Annotated in this window: 15 protein-coding genes; all 15 read left to right on the plus strand. The window is 63.9% G+C overall.

The window, feature by feature from the left end; all coding sequences use genetic code 11:
* The first annotated feature begins 14 nt into the window (after positions 1 to 14).
* Positions 15 to 380, plus strand: a complete 366-nt coding sequence (pilH, locus tag AD670_RS02455) for a twitching motility response regulator PilH (RefSeq protein WP_034116227.1) — start codon at positions 15 to 17, stop codon at positions 378 to 380.
* A 12-nt stretch (positions 381 to 392) separates the two neighbouring features.
* Positions 393 to 917: a chemotaxis protein CheW gene (locus AD670_RS02460; RefSeq protein WP_053128014.1), complete on the plus strand. Its 525-nt coding sequence runs from the start codon at positions 393 to 395 to the stop codon at positions 915 to 917.
* Entirely contained in the window at positions 914 to 2,965 is a 2,052-nt protein-coding gene (locus tag AD670_RS02465) for a methyl-accepting chemotaxis protein (protein WP_053128016.1), read from the plus strand. Before AD670_RS02460 ends, AD670_RS02465 begins: the two co-directional genes overlap by 4 nt.
* Before the next feature lie 114 nt (positions 2,966 to 3,079).
* Positions 3,080 to 8,902, plus strand: a complete 5,823-nt coding sequence (locus AD670_RS02470; protein ID WP_053128019.1) for an Hpt domain-containing protein — start codon at positions 3,080 to 3,082, stop codon at positions 8,900 to 8,902.
* Positions 8,895 to 9,350: a chemotaxis protein CheW gene (locus AD670_RS02475; protein ID WP_053128021.1), complete on the plus strand. Its 456-nt coding sequence runs from the start codon at positions 8,895 to 8,897 to the stop codon at positions 9,348 to 9,350. Before AD670_RS02470 ends, AD670_RS02475 begins: the two co-directional genes overlap by 8 nt.
* A gap of 466 nt (positions 9,351 to 9,816) precedes the next feature.
* Complete coding sequence (locus AD670_RS02480; protein ID WP_053128023.1) at positions 9,817 to 10,071, plus strand: DUF6124 family protein; 255 nt, start codon at positions 9,817 to 9,819, stop codon at positions 10,069 to 10,071.
* Positions 10,072 to 10,286: 215 nt separating this feature from the next.
* Positions 10,287 to 11,957, plus strand: a complete 1,671-nt coding sequence (mdcA, locus tag AD670_RS02485) for a malonate decarboxylase subunit alpha (protein ID WP_053128025.1) — start codon at positions 10,287 to 10,289, stop codon at positions 11,955 to 11,957.
* Positions 11,958 to 12,791, plus strand: coding sequence for a triphosphoribosyl-dephospho-CoA synthase (locus tag AD670_RS02490; protein WP_053128027.1), 834 nt, complete (start codon positions 11,958 to 11,960; stop codon positions 12,789 to 12,791). It abuts the gene before it with no gap.
* A complete protein-coding gene (locus tag AD670_RS02495; protein ID WP_032884109.1) occupies positions 12,791 to 13,090 on the plus strand; it encodes a malonate decarboxylase subunit delta in 300 nt (99 codons plus the stop codon). The genes AD670_RS02490 and AD670_RS02495 overlap by 1 nt, the downstream gene beginning before the upstream one ends.
* Positions 13,083 to 13,925, plus strand: a complete 843-nt coding sequence (locus AD670_RS02500; protein ID WP_032884108.1) for a biotin-independent malonate decarboxylase subunit beta — start codon at positions 13,083 to 13,085, stop codon at positions 13,923 to 13,925. The genes AD670_RS02495 and AD670_RS02500 overlap by 8 nt, the downstream gene beginning before the upstream one ends.
* Positions 13,922 to 14,692, plus strand: a complete 771-nt coding sequence (gene mdcE / locus AD670_RS02505) for a biotin-independent malonate decarboxylase subunit gamma (RefSeq protein ID WP_053128029.1) — start codon at positions 13,922 to 13,924, stop codon at positions 14,690 to 14,692. The genes AD670_RS02500 and mdcE overlap by 4 nt, the downstream gene beginning before the upstream one ends.
* Complete coding sequence (locus AD670_RS02510) at positions 14,686 to 15,282, plus strand: malonate decarboxylase holo-ACP synthase (protein WP_053128031.1); 597 nt, start codon at positions 14,686 to 14,688, stop codon at positions 15,280 to 15,282. Before mdcE ends, AD670_RS02510 begins: the two co-directional genes overlap by 7 nt.
* Positions 15,279 to 16,178, plus strand: a complete 900-nt coding sequence (mdcH, locus tag AD670_RS02515) for a malonate decarboxylase subunit epsilon (RefSeq protein ID WP_053128032.1) — start codon at positions 15,279 to 15,281, stop codon at positions 16,176 to 16,178. Before AD670_RS02510 ends, mdcH begins: the two co-directional genes overlap by 4 nt.
* A gap of 67 nt (positions 16,179 to 16,245) precedes the next feature.
* Positions 16,246 to 16,650 carry a malonate transporter subunit MadL gene (gene madL / locus AD670_RS02520; RefSeq protein WP_027606068.1) on the plus strand — a complete coding sequence of 135 codons (405 nt, stop codon included), beginning with the start codon at positions 16,246 to 16,248 and terminating at the stop codon, positions 16,648 to 16,650.
* Between the two features lies 1 nt (position 16,651).
* The gene (gene madM, locus AD670_RS02525) at positions 16,652 to 17,416 is read left to right on the plus strand and encodes a malonate transporter subunit MadM (RefSeq protein ID WP_053128034.1); all 765 of its coding nucleotides are present in this window, start codon (positions 16,652 to 16,654) and stop codon (positions 17,414 to 17,416) included.
* Positions 17,417 to 17,536: the final 120 nt, after the last annotated feature.

Genomic DNA, 17,536 nt, shown 5'->3' on the forward strand with positions numbered 1-17,536 from the left:
TAGTGGGGAAAACCATGGCACGAGTTCTGATCGTCGACGATTCGCCGACCGAAATGTACAAATTGACCGGCATGCTCGAAAAGCATGGTCACGAGGTTCTCAAGGCCGCCAACGGCGGCGATGGTGTAGCGCTCGCCCGCCAGGAAAAGCCTGACGCGGTATTGATGGACATCGTGATGCCGGGCCTCAATGGGTTCCAGGCCACGCGCCAACTGACCAAAGACAAAGAAACCGAGCACATCCCGGTGATCATCATCACCACCAAAGATCAGGAAACCGACAAGGTCTGGGGGACTCGCCAAGGTGCCAAGGACTACCTGACCAAGCCGGTGGACGAGGAAACCCTGATCGCCACCCTGAACAAGGTGCTGGCCGGCTGACGGCACGCCATCATGACCGAGTCGCAAACCGCCTTCGAGCTGCTGCTGGACATCGACCGCCGCTGCCGCTTGCTGGCCGCCGACCTGCCGTCCCAGGAAACCCGCCTGCAACGCTGGAGCGGGATTGGCTTTCGCCTGGGTCAGTGTTGGTATGTCGCGCCCATGGGCGAAGTCGCCGAAGTCCTGCATGAGCCGCGCTGCACTTTAATGCCCGGGGTCAAGGCCTGGGTCAAGGGTGTTGCTAACCTGCGCGGGCGTTTGCTGCCGGTGATGGACCTGGGTGGTTTCCTTGGCCTTGAGCTGTCCAAGGCGCGCAAGCAACGGCGGGTGCTGGTGGTGGAATACAACGATCTGTTTGTCGGGCTGCTGGTAGACGAGGTGGTGGGGATGCAGCATTTTGCACAAGACGCCTTGCTGGCGAACACCAGCCCCAGCGCGCCGTTTATCCAGGGTCACTTCGATGGTGAGCCGCTGTGGCAGGTCTTCAGCCCCTTCGCCCTGGCCCAGGCCCCTGGTTTCATGGATGTCGCCGCATGACCACCGCTACCACGCCCAAACCCCAGGCCGGCTCGCGCAGCCGCTCACAGATCATCGTGCTGTTTATCGCGCTGATCGTATTCATCATGCTGCTGTTCGCCAACTTTGCTTACCTCAACACCCAGTCCACCTACGACAAACAGTACATCGGCCACGCCGGTGAACTGCGTGTGCTGTCCCAGCGTATCGCCAAGAACGCTACCGAGGCCGCCGCCGGCAAGGCCGCTGCATTCAAGCTGTTGGGCGAAGCGCGCAACGATTTCGCCCAACGCTGGGGCTACCTGAAAAAAGGCGACCCGGAAACCGGCCTGCCCGCTGCGCCCAGTGCGGTCCGCGCTGAAATGCGCGCGGTGCAGACGGACTGGGAAGCGCTGCTGAAAAACACCGACGCGATCCTCGCCAGCGAGCAGACCGTGCTGTCCCTGCACCAAGTGGCCGCGACCCTCGCCGAAACCGTGCCGCAATTGCAGATGGAATCGGAAAAGGTCGTCGACATCCTGCTGCAACGCGGCGCGCCGGCCAGCCAGGTAGCCTTGGCCCAGCGCCAGTCGTTGCTGGCCGAGCGTATTCTTGGCGCGGTCAACACCGTGCTGGCCGGCGACGAAACCGCCGTGCAGGCCGCCGACACCTTTGGCCGCGACGCCAATCGCTTCGGGCAGGTGCTCAATGGCATGCTCAACGGCAACCCCGGGCTGCGCATCACCCAGGTCGAAGACCACGATGCCCGTGCGCGGCTGGCGGAAATCGCCGAGCTGTTCGAGTTTGTCTCCGGCTCCGTGGATGAAATCCTCGAAACCTCGCCGCAGCTGTTCCAGGTACGCGCCTCGGCGAGCAATATTTTCAACCTGTCGCAAACCTTGCTCGATGAAGCCTCGCACCTGGCCACCGGTTTTGAAAACCTGGCCAGCGGACGCAGCTTCGACACCATCGGCGGCTATGTGCTGGGCCTGTTGGCGCTGACCTCGATCATCCTGATCGGCCTGGTGATGGTGCGCGAAACCAACCGCCAACTGCATGAGACCGCCGAGAAGAACGAGCGCAACCAGAACGCGATCATGCGCCTGCTGGATGAAATCGAAGACCTGGCCGACGGCGACCTCACCGTGACCGCCTCGGTGACTGAAGACTTCACCGGCACCATTGCCGACTCCATCAACTATTCCGTGGACCAACTGCGCGATCTGGTGGCCACCATCAACCTCACCGCCGGGCAAGTGGCGGGTGCCGTGCAAGAGACCCAAGCCACCGCCATGCACCTGGCCCAGGCCTCCGAACATCAGGCCCAACAGATTGCCGAAGCCTCCACCGCGATCAACCAGATGGCCCAATCCATCGACCAGGTATCGGCCAACGCGGCCGAATCCTCGGCGGTGGCGGAGCGTTCGGTAGAAATCGCCAACAAGGGCAACGAGGTGGTGCACAACACCATCCACGGCATGGACAACATCCGCGAACAGATCCAGGACACCGCCAAGCGCATCAAGCGCCTGGGCGAGTCGTCCCAGGAGATTGGCGACATCGTCAGCCTGATCGACGACATTGCCGACCAGACCAACATCCTCGCCCTCAACGCCGCGATCCAGGCCAGCATGGCCGGGGATGCCGGACGCGGCTTTGCCGTGGTGGCCGATGAAGTGCAGCGGCTGGCCGAGCGTTCATCGGCGGCCACGCGGCAGATTGAAACCCTGGTGCGCGCGATCCAGGCCGACACCAACGAAGCCGTTATCTCCATGGAACAGACCACCACCGAAGTGGTGCGCGGTGCGCGCTTGGCCCAGGACGCCGGAGTGGCCCTGGAGGAAATCGAAGGCGTGTCGAAAACCCTGGCCGCGCTGATCCAGAGCATCTCCAACGCGGCGCAGCAACAGACCTCGTCGGCGGGTCAGATCTCCCTGACCATGAACGTGATCCAGCAGATCACCACGCAGACGTCATCGGGCTCCACCGCCACCGCCGAAAGCATCGGCAACCTGGCGAAGATGGCGAGCCAGTTGCGCAGGTCGGTGTCGGGTTTCACCTTGCCTGCTGCTAAGCAGGCTGATGATTGAAATGCGATCCAAATGTGGGAGGGGGCAAGTCGAATCGTCGCACCGCCCCTCCCACATTTGATCTCCATTTGTTTCAAGAACACCAGCAACCCACGAATTCTAAGCGGAGCAGTTATGGTTGATCGGCACGACTACGTGGCCCTCGAATGGGTCAAGGGCGACATTGCCGAAACCCTGAAACAGGCCCGTTCGGCGCTGGATGCGTTTGTCGAGACCCACGACGAGGGCGTGATCAGCCAATGCCTGGCCGCTATCCACCAGGTGCATGGCGCGCTGCAAATGGTCGAGTTCTACGGCGCGGCGCTGCTGGCCGAAGAGATCGAAGAACTGGCCCTGGCGCTCCAGGCCGGGCGCGTCAGCCAGCACGACGAAAGCATCCGCCTGCTGCAACAGGCCCTCGGCCAACTGCCGCTGTACCTCGACCGCGTGCACAGCGCCCGCCGTGATTTACCGCTGGTGGTGCTGCCGCTGCTCAACGACCTGCGCAGTGCCCGCGGTGAAAGCCTGCTGTCGGAAACCAGCTTGTTCAGCCCACAACTGCTGTCGATTGCGCCGCTTGCCGATGACGCCCTGGCCCAACGCGCGCCGGCCGACCTTCAAGAGCAACTGCGCCAGTGGCACCAACTGCTGCAACAAGCCCTCGCCGGGTTGCTGCGTGAAGACCACGGCCCGAGCAACCTGGAAGACATGGCGCGGGTGTTCGCGCGCCTTGAGGCGCTGTGCCAGGGCGCGCCGCTGTTGCCGCTGTGGCAAGTGGCGTCGGCGCTGGTCGAGGGCATGCTCACCGGCGTGGTCGCCAACAGCCCGGCACTGCGCAGCCTGCTCAAGGCCAGCGACAAGCAGCTCAAGCGCCTGCTGGCACAGGGTATCGGCGGGATCAACCAGCCCGCACCGGATGAGCTGCTCAAGAGCCTGTTGTTTTACGTCGCCAAAGTCACCCGACCGACCCCGCGCATGCAGAGTTTGAAAGAACGCTACAGCCTGGATGAGGCCTTGCCCGACAGCGCAGTGGTGGACGCCGAGCGTGCGCGCCTCGCCGGGCCGGATCGCAATGCCATGGGCTCAGTGCTCGGTGCGTTGTGTGAAGAATTGGTGCGGGTCAAAGAGCGCCTCGACCTGTTCGTGCGCAGCGATCGCCAGCACACGAGCGACCTCGACGCGCTGCTGGCGCCCCTGCGCCAGATTGCCGATACCCTCGCGGTACTGGGGTTTGGCCAGCCGCGCAAAGTCATCATCGACCAGTTGGCCGTGGTATTGAGCCTGGCCCAGGGGCATCGCGAGCCCAACGACGCGGTGCTGATGGACGTCGCTGGCGCGCTGCTCTATGTGGAAGCCACGCTGGCGGGAATGGTCGGCACCGTCGAGCCGGAAGGCCACGAAGAAAGCCGTCTGCCCACCACCGACCTGACCCAGATTCACCAGTTGGTCGTCCGCGAATCCTGCCAGTGCCTGCGGCAAGCCAAGGAGCTGGTGATCGACTGTATCGAAGCCGATTGGGACCGCCAGCGCCTGGAGTCCCTGCCGGAACTGCTGAGCCAGGTGCGCGGCGCGCTGGCGATGATCCCCTTGCCTCGCGCGGCCAGCCTGATGCGCGGCTGCACTGATTACGTCGACGAACAGTTGATGGTCAACGACAGCCCGCCGTCCGAGGCACAGTTGGGGCATTTCGCTGATGTGATCAGCAGTCTGGAGTACTACCTCGAACGCATGCTCCTGGACCCCGACGCAGCCGGTGAACGGGTGTTGGAACTGGCCACCCAGAGCCTGGCTGCGCTGGGTTACCTGCCCGCCGAGAAGCCCTGGCGTCAGGCACTGGTAGCCCCTGATGGCGTGCTGTCGAGTGAGGTTGCACCCAGCCAGTCCCAGTTCGACGCACTGGCCAACCCGACGTCGCGCCTCAATCCGCCGGCCTTGCAACGCCCCGGTAGCCTGCTGCCGCCTCCGGCCGATGAAGCGCCCATCGACGATGAACTGCGCGAAGTCTTCCTGGAAGAAACCGACGAGGTCCTGGAGGTGCTGCACCGGCACTTGGCCAACAGCGCGGACAAAACGGCCCAAGGCGAAATGCGCCGCGCCTTCCATACCTTGAAAGGCAGCGGCCGCATGGTGCGCGCCCTGGTGCTGGCGGAGCTGGCCTGGGCCGTGGAAAACCTGCTCAACCGTGTGCTGGAGCGCAGCGTCGCCCTCGGCCCGGAAATACAACAGGTGCTGGGTGATGCCGTGGCCCTCTTGCCGGCATTGATCGCCGACTTCGCGACTGACGACCAACACCAGCGCGATGAGGTCGACGCGCTGGCCGCCCGCGCCCACGCCTGGGCCAACGGCGCCGCAGCGTCGGCCGGAGAACCCCACGATCCGATGTTGCTGGAGATCTTCCGCAACGAAGCCCAGAGCCATCTGGACAGTCTCAACCACTTCCTGCAACAGGCCGCCGAACATGTGCCGCTGCAAGTCAGCGATGAACTGCAACGCGCCCTGCACACCCTCAAGGGCAGCGCCTACATGGCCGGTGTGTTGCCCGTCGCCGAGCTGGTGCGCCCACTGGATCACCTGACCCGCGAATACAAAGCCCATCGCCTGCCGCTGGACCTGGACGAAGTCGAGTTGCTGCTGGAAGCCGAAGGCCTGTTCCAACGCGGGTTGCGCCAACTGGACCGCGATCCCCTGGTGCCGATCAAGGGCGCGGATGACTTGATCCGCCGTACCCAAACCCTGCTCGACCATCAACTGGCTGCGCTGCTCGATGCCCCCAACACGGGCCTGCGGATCAAGCGTGACCCGCAACTGATCGCCAACTTCCTGGCCCAGGGCATGGACATCCTGCTCGACGCCGAAAGCCTGCTGCGCCGCTGGCAGCAACACCCCGGCGAACGCCAGGAACTCACTGCGCTGCTGGATGAGTTGACCACGCTGGGGGAGGGCGCTCACATCGCAGACCTGCTCCCCATCGACGCCTTGTGCGAAGCCTTGCTCGACCTCTACGGCGCTGTGGAGGAGAGCAGCCTGGCGGTCAGCGAGCGGTTTTTCCATGAGGCCGAACAGGCCCATGAAGCGCTGATCAGCATGCTCGATCAACTGGCGGCCGGCCAGGAAATCAGCCCGGCACCGGCGCGGGTACAGGCCCTGCGCGAACTGCTCGACGACGCGCTGGACCCCTCCGCCACCGGCCTGATCAAAAGCGACGGCAGCCGTGCCCTGAGCATCGCTGAACTGGGCGCCGCCACTGCGAAACTGGATCATGAAACGGCGATGGACGATGAGATCGTCGAGATCTTCCTCGAAGAAGCCGTGGATATCCTCGACAGTGCCGGACAGTCCCTGAAACGCTGGCTGCTGGACCCAGAGAGTGCCGCGCCGTTGTCGTCACTGCAGCGCGACCTACACACCCTCAAGGGCGGCGCGCGCATGGCCGACATCGGGCCGGTGGGCGACCTGGCCCAGGAGTTGGAGTGCCTGTACGAAGGCCTGGTGGATCGGCGCTACAGCTACTCCAGCGAGCTGTCCCAAGTGCTGATGGCCAGCCATGAACGGTTGGCCTTGCAACTGGAGGAGCTGCAGCACCATCAACCCTTGAGCGACAGCGCCGAGCTGGTCGCCAGGTTGCGCGCATTGCGCCAAGGCGGCCTGCCTGCCGCACCGGCCGTAACCGCCACGGAAACGCCGGGCGCCGACCCTGAGTTGCTGGATATTTTCCTTGAAGAAGCCGCCGATATCCTCGACAGCTCCGGCAGCGCCTTGCTGCGCTGGCAAGCCGAACCGAACAATCGCCAGGAAGTGGAAACCTTGCTGCGCGACCTGCACACCCTCAAGGGTGGCGCGCGCATGGTCGAGATCGGGCCGATTGGTGACCTGGCCCATGAGCTGGAATTTCTCTACGAAGGGCTTTCCGCCGGGTTGCTGCTGCCGTCCGCCGAACTGTTCGCGTTGCTGCAAGGCTGTCACGACCGCCTGGCGCAGATGATTGACGCGGTGGCGGATGGACTGCCGGTGGGCTCGGTGGACAAGCTGATCGAACGGATAAGAAGCCTGGTGCATCCGAGCGACGAGCCGGTGGTGCCGGTGGCATTGCCACCGAGCAAGGCCGAAGTGGCGGTTGATCCTGGCGCCGACATGGTGAAAATCTCCGCCGATTTGCTCGACGACCTGGTCAACCTGGCCGGCGAGACTTCGATCTTCCGGGGCCGTATCGAGCAGCAGGTCAACGACGCACGCACCGCCCTGCATGAAGTGGAAACCACGATCGAGCGAATGCGCGACCAACTGCGCCGCCTCGACACCGAAACCCAGGGTCGCATTCTCAGCCGTCAACAGGCCGAGGCCGAGCGCCTGGGCTACGAAGAATTCGACCCGCTGGAAATGGACCGTCATTCGCAGTTGCAGCAACTGTCCCGGGCGCTGTCCGAATCGGCCTCCGACCTGCTCGACCTCAAGGACACCCTCGACCGCCGCAATGAGGATGCCCACGACCTGTTGCAGCAACAGGCACGCATCAACACCGAGTTGCAGGAGGGCCTGATGCGCACGCGCATGGTGCCCTTTGAACGCATGCTGCCGCGCCTCAAACGCATCGTGCGCCAGGTGGCGGGCGAGTTGGGCAAGGACGTGGAATTCATCGTCGGCAATGCCGAGGGCGAGATGGACCGCAACGTGCTGGAGCGCATGGCGGCGCCGCTCGAACACATGCTGCGCAACGCCGTCGACCATGGCCTGGAATCCCGCGATGTGCGGTTGCTGGCCGGCAAGCCGGAGAAGGGCCGCATCACCCTGGACCTGACCCACGAAGGCGGCGATATCGTTTTCGACATGCGCGACGACGGTGCCGGCGTGCCTCTGGAAGCGGTGCGGCGCAAGGCGATCAAGCGCGGTTTGCTCGCCCCTCATCAGGAGATGAGCGACCGCGATGTGTTGCAGTTCATCCTGCAGCCGGGGTTTTCCACTGCGGAAAAGATCACGCAGATTTCCGGGCGTGGCGTGGGCATGGACGTGGTGCATGAAGAAGTGCGCCAGCTCGGCGGCTCGATGGTCATTGACTCGACACCGGGGGAGGGCGTGCACTTTCGCATTCGCCTGCCGTTTACCGTGTCGGTCAACCGGGCGTTGATGGTGCAGTGCGCAGACGATCAATATGCGATCCCGCTCAACACCATCGAAGGGCTGGTGCGGGTGCTGCCCCATGAACTGGCGGGGCACTACCAGCAGGATCCGCCGCGTTATGAATATGCCGGCCAACGCTACGAGTTGTTTTACCTGGGTGACCTGCTGCACACCGTCGGCCGGCCTAAATTATTGGGTCAGTATCAACCCGTGCCGGTGTTGCTGGTGCAGTGCAACGAGCGCCGCGTGGCGGTACATGTGGACGCCATGGCCGGCACCCGGGAGATTGTGGTCAAGGGCCTGGGTCCGCAATTTTCCGGGGTGCAGGGGTTATCCGGCGCGACCATCCTGGGGGATGGGCGCGTGGTGTTGATCATTGACTTGCTCGCGCATATCCGCGCCCGGCAACCGGCCTTGCCGGACCAGTCGGTGGATGCTCCGCTGATCCTCAACGATCCGCTGAAAAAACGCCCGCTGCTGGTGCTGGTGGTGGACGACTCGGTCACCGTGCGCAAAGTCACCAGCCGCCTGCTGGAGCGCAACGGCATGAACGTGCTCACCGCCAAAGACGGCATCGATGCCCTGGCCGTACTTGAAGAACACACCCCGGACCTGATGCTGCTCGACATTGAAATGCCGCGCATGGACGGCTTCGAAGTGGCCATCCAGGTGCGCAACGACCCCCGCCTGATGCGCCTGCCGATCATCATGATCACCTCCCGCACCGGCCAGAAACACCGCGACCGCGCCATGGCCATCGGCGTTAACGACTACCTGGGCAAGCCGTACCAGGAATCGGTGCTGCTCGAAAGCATCGCCTACTGGAGCAAATCCCGTGCTTGACCACCGCACCAGCCAACTCACCGGCCTGCTCCTGCCCCTGGCCGACCGCCACTTGGTACTGCCCAACGTCGCCATCGCCGAGTTGATCGACTTCCAACGCGGCGAACCGGCCAGCGACGCACCGCCGTGGTATTTGCGGCAAGTGACGTGGCGGGATCGGCAAATCCCGTTGATCAGCTTTGAAGCGGTGTGCGGCGAGGCCAGCGTGACCGGCGAACGCTCACGGATCGTGGTGTTGAATGCGCTGGGCGGGCGGCCGACGTTGAAGTTTATTGCGCTGGTGATCCAGGGGATTCCGCGCTCGTACAAGCTCGATAGCGAGTTGAGCTATGTGGACGTGCCGCTGTGCCCGCTGGAACTGGCGGCGGTGCAGGTGGGGGAGCAGGTGGCGAAGGTGCCGGATTTGATGGGGCTTGAAGCCTTATTGGTCGAGTCCGGACTGGCCTGACTCTAAGCCATGTGAAGATCCAATGTGGGAGGGGGCTTGTCCCCGATGGCGGTGTGTCAGTCACTGCATCTGGTGGCTGACCCACCGCCATCGGGGACAAGCCCCCTCCCACATTAAAGTGCCGGTGTTTGACAGATTGCGGGTGGTCTTAGGATTTTTCCTGCAAGATTTTGGGCTGTGCATGAACTTGTCGCGTGCAGCCCGCGCGCCTAGTCTTCGTCCCGTCATCGCAAAAAACGGTGACACGGACGTGCAAGTCCGACGAAACTGTTTAGGCGTACAAACGCCCTGCCAACCAACGGGCGTTTTTTGTGCTCGCTGCTTTATGGCGGCTGCGCGCAGGAGGTCTTCGGACCTGCTGGGTGTCCTAAACAGGCCCGGTCTTGCACACCTGCGCACGGTCGCCACCCTCATTCGCGTGCAAGCGAACGGTGGCGCTCCTTACTGACTGTTTAGGAGTTTCATCATGATCAAACCTACCCCTAATCCGCCTCTCTTCACCGTAAACCCCCACCAAAACACCGAAACCCTGCTGGTCAACGCCAGCGAAACCCTGTCCTCCCTCAACGCACTCACCTGCAACCTGGCCTTCGACCTGGACACTTCCCAGCGCGCCATCATGCTTGGGATCCAGCAAATGGCCGAGTTGGGGCAGTTGTTGGTGGATCGGGCGCTGGAGCAGGTCAGTCCTTCGCTGGAAAAGATCCCAAAAAGGGACTGATCAGTCCCTTTTTGGGACCGATATCTAACAGACACCACTGAGCAAATGTGGGAGGGGGCTTGCCCCCTCCCACATTTTTGATCTTCACTTGGCTCGGCTCAGCGTTTGCCGACAATTCATTACTCCAACCGTAACGATCCGCCGCCCAGCTTGATTGATGGCCCCCCGAATCACTCCTAAGGTACAGCCCACGACAGCAAACCCGTGGAGCGACCATGACAACAATAACTACCCCCGACTCGCGGTGGACGCGGCGGCGCGACGAGAAGCAGCGGCGGCTGGGGCTGGTCAAAAAATACGCAGACGGGGCCGTGTTGCCCAGCGACAGGATCGTCGAGGCGCTTGAGGCCCTGATCCTTCCCGGTGACCGCGTGGTGCTGGAGGGCAACAACCAGAAGCAGGCCGACTTCCTCTCGCGCTCCCTGGCCAAGGCCGACCCGGCCAAGCTTCACGATTTGCACATGATCATGCCCAGCGTCGGGCGGTCCGAGCACCTGGACCTGTTTGAAAAAGGCATCGCGCGCAAACTCGACTTTTCCTTCGCCGGCACCCAATCCCTGCGCATCAGCCAACTGCTCGAAGACGGCCTGCTGGAAATCGGTGCGATCCACACCTACATCGAACTCTATGCACGGCTGGTGGTGGACCTGATCCCCAACGTCGTACTGTCCGCCGGTTTCATGGCCGACCGTGCCGGCAATATCTACACCGGCGCCAGCACCGAAGACACCCCGGCACTGATCGAGCCCGCCGCGTTCAGCGATGGCATCGTGATCGTGCAGGTCAACCAGTTGGTGGATGACGTCACCGACTTGCCCCGCGTCGACATTCCCGCCAGTTGGGTGGATTTCGTGGTGGTGGCCGACAAGCCCTTCTACATCGAGCCGCTGTTCACCCGTGACCCGCGCCATATCAAGCCGGTGCATGTGTTGATGGCGATGATGGCGATCCGTGGCATCTACGAAAAACACAATGTGCAGTCGCTCAACCATGGCATCGGCTTCAACACCGCCGCCATCGAATTGATCCTGCCCACCTACGGTGAATCCCTGGGCCTGAAGGGCAAGATCTGCCGCAACTGGACCCTCAACCCGCACCCCACGCTGATCCCCGCCATCGAAAGCGGTTGGGTGGAAAGCGTGCATTGCTTCGGCACCGAACTGGGCATGGAGAACTACATCGCCGCCCGCCCGGATGTGTTCTTCACCGGCCGCGACGGTTCGATGCGCTCCAACCGGATGTTCTGCCAATTGGCCGGCCAGTACGCGGTGGACCTGTTTATCGGCGCCACCCTGCAAGTCGACGGCGACGGCCATTCCAGCACCGTGACCCGTGGTCGCCTTGCCGGCTTTGGCGGGGCGCCGAACATGGGCCACGACCCGCGCGGTCGCCGCCATGGCACGCCGGCGTGGCTGGATATGCGTCACGACGATGCGCCGGTCGCGCTGCTGGAGCGCGGCAAAAAGCTCGTGGTGCAGATGGTCGAGACCTTCCAGGAAGGCGGCAAGCCCACCTTCGTCGACACCCTCGATGCGGTGGAAGTGGCGCGTAAAAGCGGCATGCCCCTGGCGCCGATCATGATCTACGGCGACGACGTCACCCACCTGCTCACCGAAGAAGGCATCGCCTACCTGTACAAGGCGCGGTCCCTGGAAGAGCGCCAGGCGATGATCGCCGCCGTCGCCGGGGTGACCGCCATCGGCATGCGCCATAACCCCAAGGACACCGCGCGCATGCGCCGCGAAGGCCTGATCGCCTTGCCCGAAGACTTGGGCATCCGCCGCACCGACGCCACCCGCGAGTTGTTGGCCGCCAAGAGCGTGGCCGACCTGGTGGAGTGGTCCGGTGGCCTGTACAACCCGCCCGCCAAATTCAGGAGCTGGTAAATGCGCGCCCTTAAACTGCACGAACTCAGCCTCGCGGATCGCCTGGCGGATATGGCCGTCGATGCGCTGATCGATGAAGCCGACCTGTCGCCCAAGCCCGCCCTGGTGGACCGTCGCGGCAACGGCGCCCACAGTGATTTGCACCTGGGGCTGATGCACGCGTCGGCGCTGTCGCTGTGGCCGATGTTCAAGGAAATGGCGGAGGCCGCGCTTGAATTCGGTGAAGTCGGCTTGCCCCTGCGCGAAGCCCTCGGCCGTATCGGGCGCGAAGGTGAACAAGCCATGCTCGCCACCACCCACGGCGTCAACACCCATCGCGGTGCGATCTGGGCCCTTGGCCTACTGACCGCAGCGGCCGCGCTGGAACCTCGCGCCATACCGCTGAATGCCGCCAGACTCGCCCTGCTCAACGACCGCTACGCGCCGCAAACCCCGAGCCACGGCGCCCAGGTCGCCCAGCGCTATGGCGCGCGCGGTGCCCGTGAAGAAGCGCAACTGGGCTTCCCGTCGGTGCTGCAACGCGGCCTGCCGCAACTGCACAAAAGCCGCCAGCAAAACGCCGGTGAACAGAACGCGCGCCTGGACGCCTTGCTCGCGATCATGACCGACCTGGCCGACACCTGCGTGCTCTATCGCGCCGGCCTGGAAGGCCTGCATGCCATGCAGCGCGGTGCCCAGGCCGTGCTCGACGCCGGCGGCAGCGCAAGCCTCGCCGGGCGCCGCCAACTGCATGAGCTGGACCACCAACTGCTGGCCCTGAATGCCTCCCCAGGTGGCGCCGCCGACCTGTTGGCCGCCTGCCTGTTTATCGACCGCCTCGACGGAGCGTTGTGATGGAAACCTTATCCTTTGAATTCCCCGCCGGGCAGCCGCCAAAAGGTCGTGCGCTGGTGGGTTGCGTCGGCTCGGGCGACTTGGAAGTGCTGCTGGAACCGGGCACGGCCGGCACGTTGACCATCCAGGTACAAACCTCGGTGAATGGCGCCGAACAACGCTGGCAGCACCTGTTCGAACGCATTTTTCAAGAGCAGACGCCACCGGCCCTGAACATTGATATTCACGATTTCGGCGCCACCCCCGGCGTGGTGCGCCTGCGCCTGGAGCAGGGTTTCGAGGAGATCGGCCATGACTGACTTGCTCGCTAAACACAGCTTCGTGGAACTGGGTGCGCGGCAGCGGGCCAAGGCCTTGTTGGATGCCGGCACCTTTCGCGAACTGATCGACCCGTTCCAGCGGGTCATGTCGCCCTGGCTCAGCCGCCAAGGTGTGGTGCCCCAGGCCGATGACGGCGTGGTGATCGCCAAGGGCAGCATCGGCGACTTGCCTGTGGTGATTGCAGCCATTGAAGGCAACTTCCAGGGCGGCAGCCTCGGTGAAGTGGGCGGCGCGAAAATCGCCGGCGCCCTGGAACTGGCCGCCGAAGACAACCGCAAGGGTATCCCGACCCGCGCCGTGCTGCTGCTGGAAACCGGCGGCGTGCGCTTGCAGGAAGCCAACCTCGGCCTGGCCGCGATTGCCGATATACACGCGGCGATTGTCGACCTGCGCCAGTACCAGCCGGTGATCGGCGTGGTGGCGGGCAGCGTTGGCTGTTTCGGCGGCATGTCTATCGCCGCCGGGCTGTGCAGCTACCTCGTCGTGACCCGCGAAGCGCGCCTGGGCCTGAATGGTCCGCAGGTGATCGAACAGGAGGCCGGGTTGGAAGAATACGACTCCCGCGACCGTCCTTTTATCTGGAGCCTCACGGGCGGCGAACAGCGTTTCAACAGCGGCCTGGCCGACCGTTACGTGGCCGACGATGTGGCGCAGATCCAGCAGACTGTCAGCGCGTTGTTGCAGCAAGGCGTACCCGCCCAACAACGCAGTCGCCAGGCTGATTATTACCTCACACGCTTGGCCGAGTTGGACGCCGTACCGCAAATCGACCCGGCGACCGTGCGCGAGCTGTATCAAGGAGAACGCTCATGAGAGGCTTGCAGTGGTTCAACGCATTGAGCGCCGGCGCTCCAACCGTAGAAGGATTGCCCGCGTCGCTGAGGGTTGCCGACGGTGTATTGGGTGAGCAACAGGTACGCTTTGTCGCCGTGGTTACTGACGCGCAAAACCGCTTCCCTCGGGCGCGCAATGGCGAAGTCGGCCTGCTCGAAGGCTGGGGCCTGGCCAAGGCCGTCGATGAGGCCATCGCCCGCGGCGACAAGCGCCCCATCATCGCCATCGTCGATGTGCCCAGCCAAGCCTACGGCCGCCGCGAAGAAGCCCTCGGCATTCACCAGGCCCTGGCCGCTGCCGCCGACAGCTATGCCCGCGCGCGCCTCGCCGGCCACCCAGTGATTGCGCTGCTGGTGGGCAAGGCCATGTCCGGTGCGTTCCTGGCCCACGGTTACCAGGCCAACCGCCTGATCGCCCTGCGCGATCCCGGTGTGATGGTGCACGCCATGGGCAAGGCGTCGGCCGCGCGGGTGACCCTGCGCAGCGTCGAAGAGCTGGAAGCCCTGGCCGCCAGCGTGCCGCCCATGGCCTATGACATCGACAGTTATGCCAGCCTCGGTCTGCTCTGGGAGACCTTGTCGGTCAGCCAGATTGAACAGCCCACGGCGGACGATGTGGCGCGGGTCAGCGATTGTCTGGTGCATGCGCTCAAGGATATCGGCAGCACCGACTTGAGCGGGCGCCTCGGCGCGACTAATCGCGCAGCCTCAAGCCACGTTCGCCAACTGCTGCGAGAACAATGGTGAACGCCCACGACTTGCTCTGGGGCATGACCCCGGCGCATGTGCCCGCCGATGCACCGGCCTGGGTGCTGGAGGCGCTCGGCGCCGGCCACCCGGTGGTGGTGCGCCGCGCCATTGCCGAACCGGGTTATGTGGCGGTCGGCGTACGCGGGCGTATGCGTGAGCAGCGGTTCGCCGCCGAGATGCCGCTGGCGGCAGTGCAGCGGCGCGTTGCACCGGAAGCCCTGCGCGACGTGGTGTCGTCACGGGATTTACCCGCGCTGCACGCGCTTGCTCAATTGCGTTCGGTGCTGGTGCACGAGACATGGGGCGTCAGCGGTAGCGCAGGCTTTGAATTGGCCACCGGCATCGAAGCACTGCATGCCCAGAGTGATCTGGATTTGATCCTGCGTACGCCCAAGCGCCTTGAACGCGCCGATGCCGAGGACCTGCTGGCGAGCCTGGACACGACGGTGTGCCCTGTGGACCTGCAACTGCAAACCCCGTTTGGCGCCGTCGCCTTGCGCGAATGGGCCAGCGGCTCACGCCGTGTGCTGCTGAAAACCACCAGCGGCGCGCATCTTGTGCTCGACCCTTGGCAGGCCGTGGCATGAGCAGCCTGCTGGTGTTTCCAGGGCAGGGCGCTCAGCGACCAGGCATGCTGAAGTCGTTGCCCGAACCTGTGCTGGCAGAAGCCAGCGATGCCCTGGGCGAAGACGTGCGCCTGCTCGATTCCGCGCAAGCCCTGGCCAGTACCCGTGCCGTGCAGCTGTGTCTGTTGATCGCCGGCGTGGCCCACGCCCGTCTGTTGGATCGCACCCCGGATTACGTCGCGGGCCTGTCCATCGGCGCCTACCCGGCTGCGGTCATTGCCGGTGCCCTGGCGTTTGCCGAGGCGGTAAAACTGGTGAGCCTGCGCGGCCAACTGATGCAAAACGCTTATCCACACGGCTACGGCATGACCGCGATCATCGGCGTGGAGTTATCCACCGTCGAAACACTCCTCGCCGACATCCACAGCCCCGAAACCCCGGTGTACCTGGCCAATATCAACGCCGACAACCAAAGCGTGATCGCCGGCAGCAACGAGGCCATGAAGCGTGTTGCCACGCGCATCAAGGGCAACGGCATCGCCAAACGCCTGGCCGTCAGTGTGCCGTCCCATTGCGCGCTGCTGGCGCAACCGGCCGAGGCCCTGGCCCAGGCATTTGTCCCGCTCAAGGCGCCGCGCATCACCTACCTGAGCAGCACCCGTGCGCGGCCGATCCACAACCCTGAACACCTTCGCGACGACCTGGCCTTCAACATGTGCCGCGTCGTTGACTGGCGCGGCACCGTACAAAGCGCCTACGAGCGCGGTGTGCGCCTGCAAATCGAACTGCCCCCGGGCGCCGTGCTCACCGGCCTGTCACGCCGCGTGTTCGAACAAGGCACGGTGATCGCCTGCGAAGGTGCACGCCTGGATACCTTGCAGGCCCTGCTGGAAGAGGAGGAGCGCCGCCACCGATAAAGCACCACCCAAGGCTGTCGAAGCACAAAAACAACAATTTCGATCGAGCACTTCGAGGACAACAACAATGATTATTTACGGTGTGGCATTGCTGGCGATCTGCACGCTTGCAGGCGTGATCATGGGCGACATGCTCGGCGTGTTGCTTGGCGTCAAATCCAACGTGGGCGGGGTGGGCATCGCCATGATCCTGCTGATCTGCGCCCGCCTGTGGATGCAAAAACGCGGCGGCATGACCAAGGAATGCGAGATGGGCGTGGGCTTTTGGGGCGCGATGTATATCCCCGTGGTGGTGGCGATGGCCGCGCAACAAAACGTCGTGACCGCCTTGCACGGCGGCCCGGTCGCGGTACTGGCGGCGATTGGTTCGGTAGTGGTCTGCGGTTGCACCATTGCGTTGATCAGCCGTACCCACAAGGGCGAGCCTTTGCCCGCCGAAGAGCCGCTGATCGTGCCTGCGGGAGGTCGCTGATATGTGGGATCTCATCGAAAAAGGTTTGGAACATAACGGCCTGATCACCGCGTTTGCCTTTGTTGGCGTGGTGATGTGGATTTCTGTGGTGCTGTCCAAGCGCCTGACGTTCGGGCGTATCCACGGCTCGGCGATTGCCATCGTCATCGGCCTGGTCCTGGCCTGGGTCGGCGGCACCATTACCGGTGGGCAAAAAGGCTTGGCCGACCTGGCACTGTTCTCCGGCATCGGCCTGATGGGCGGCGCGATGCTGCGCGACTTCGCCATCGTTGCCACGGCGTTTGAGGTGCAGGCCACCGAAGCGCGCAAGGCCGGGATGATCGGTGTGATTGCGCTGCTGCTGGGCACGATCCTGCCGTTTATCGTCGGCGCCAGCATGGCCTGGGTGTTTGGCTATCGCGACGCGATCAGCATGACCACCATCGGCGCGGGTGCCGTGACCTACATCGTCGGCCCGGTGACCGGTGCGGCGATTGGCGCGACCTCGGATGTGATGGCGCTGTCCATCGCGACCGGGTTGATCAAGGCGATCCTGGTGATGGTCGGCACACCGGTGGCGGCGCGTTGGATGGGCTTGGATAACCCGCGTTCAGCGATGGTGTTCGGTGGCTTGGCCGGCACCGTGAGCGGCGTGACGGCAGGGCTGGCGGCGACGGATCGGCGCTTGGTGCCGTATGGCGCGTTGACGGCGACGTTCCATACCGGGCTTGGGTGTTTGCTGGGGCCTTCGCTGCTGTACTTTATTGTGCGTGGGTTGGTGAGCTGAGCTTGGCGGTTGCGGTGACTGGTCTGGCGCTATCGGGAGCAAGCCTCCTCCCACATTTTGACCGCATTCTCATGTTGGAACTCGGTCAAGTGTGGGAGGGGCGGTGCGACGATTCGACTT

This window comes from Pseudomonas sp. MIACH (assembly GCF_001269925.1).
Taxonomy (GTDB): Bacteria; Pseudomonadota; Gammaproteobacteria; order Pseudomonadales; family Pseudomonadaceae; genus Aquipseudomonas.

Bases quoted from the DNA above. Each gene is read 5' to 3' on its own strand.
- AD670_RS02490 (WP_053128027.1), top strand. From the start codon at position 11,958: ATGCGCGCCCTTAAACTGCACGAACTCAGCCTCGCGGATCGCCTGGCG.
- pilH (WP_034116227.1), top strand. From the start codon at position 15: ATGGCACGAGTTCTGATCGTCGACGATTCGCCGACCGAAATGTACAAA.
- mdcE (WP_053128029.1), top strand. From the start codon at position 13,922: ATGAGAGGCTTGCAGTGGTTCAACGCATTGAGCGCCGGCGCTCCAACC.
- AD670_RS02480 (WP_053128023.1), top strand. From the start codon at position 9,817: ATGATCAAACCTACCCCTAATCCGCCTCTCTTCACCGTAAACCCCCAC.
- AD670_RS02495 (WP_032884109.1), top strand. From the start codon at position 12,791: ATGGAAACCTTATCCTTTGAATTCCCCGCCGGGCAGCCGCCAAAAGGT.
- AD670_RS02510 (WP_053128031.1), top strand. From the start codon at position 14,686: ATGGTGAACGCCCACGACTTGCTCTGGGGCATGACCCCGGCGCATGTG.
- AD670_RS02470 (WP_053128019.1), top strand. From the start codon at position 3,080: ATGGTTGATCGGCACGACTACGTGGCCCTCGAATGGGTCAAGGGCGAC.
- madM (WP_053128034.1), top strand. From the start codon at position 16,652: ATGTGGGATCTCATCGAAAAAGGTTTGGAACATAACGGCCTGATCACC.
- mdcH (WP_053128032.1), top strand. From the start codon at position 15,279: ATGAGCAGCCTGCTGGTGTTTCCAGGGCAGGGCGCTCAGCGACCAGGC.
- AD670_RS02500 (WP_032884108.1), top strand. From the start codon at position 13,083: ATGACTGACTTGCTCGCTAAACACAGCTTCGTGGAACTGGGTGCGCGG.
- AD670_RS02465 (WP_053128016.1), top strand. From the start codon at position 914: ATGACCACCGCTACCACGCCCAAACCCCAGGCCGGCTCGCGCAGCCGC.
- madL (WP_027606068.1), top strand. From the start codon at position 16,246: ATGATTATTTACGGTGTGGCATTGCTGGCGATCTGCACGCTTGCAGGC.
- mdcA (WP_053128025.1), top strand. From the start codon at position 10,287: ATGACAACAATAACTACCCCCGACTCGCGGTGGACGCGGCGGCGCGAC.
- AD670_RS02460 (WP_053128014.1), top strand. From the start codon at position 393: ATGACCGAGTCGCAAACCGCCTTCGAGCTGCTGCTGGACATCGACCGC.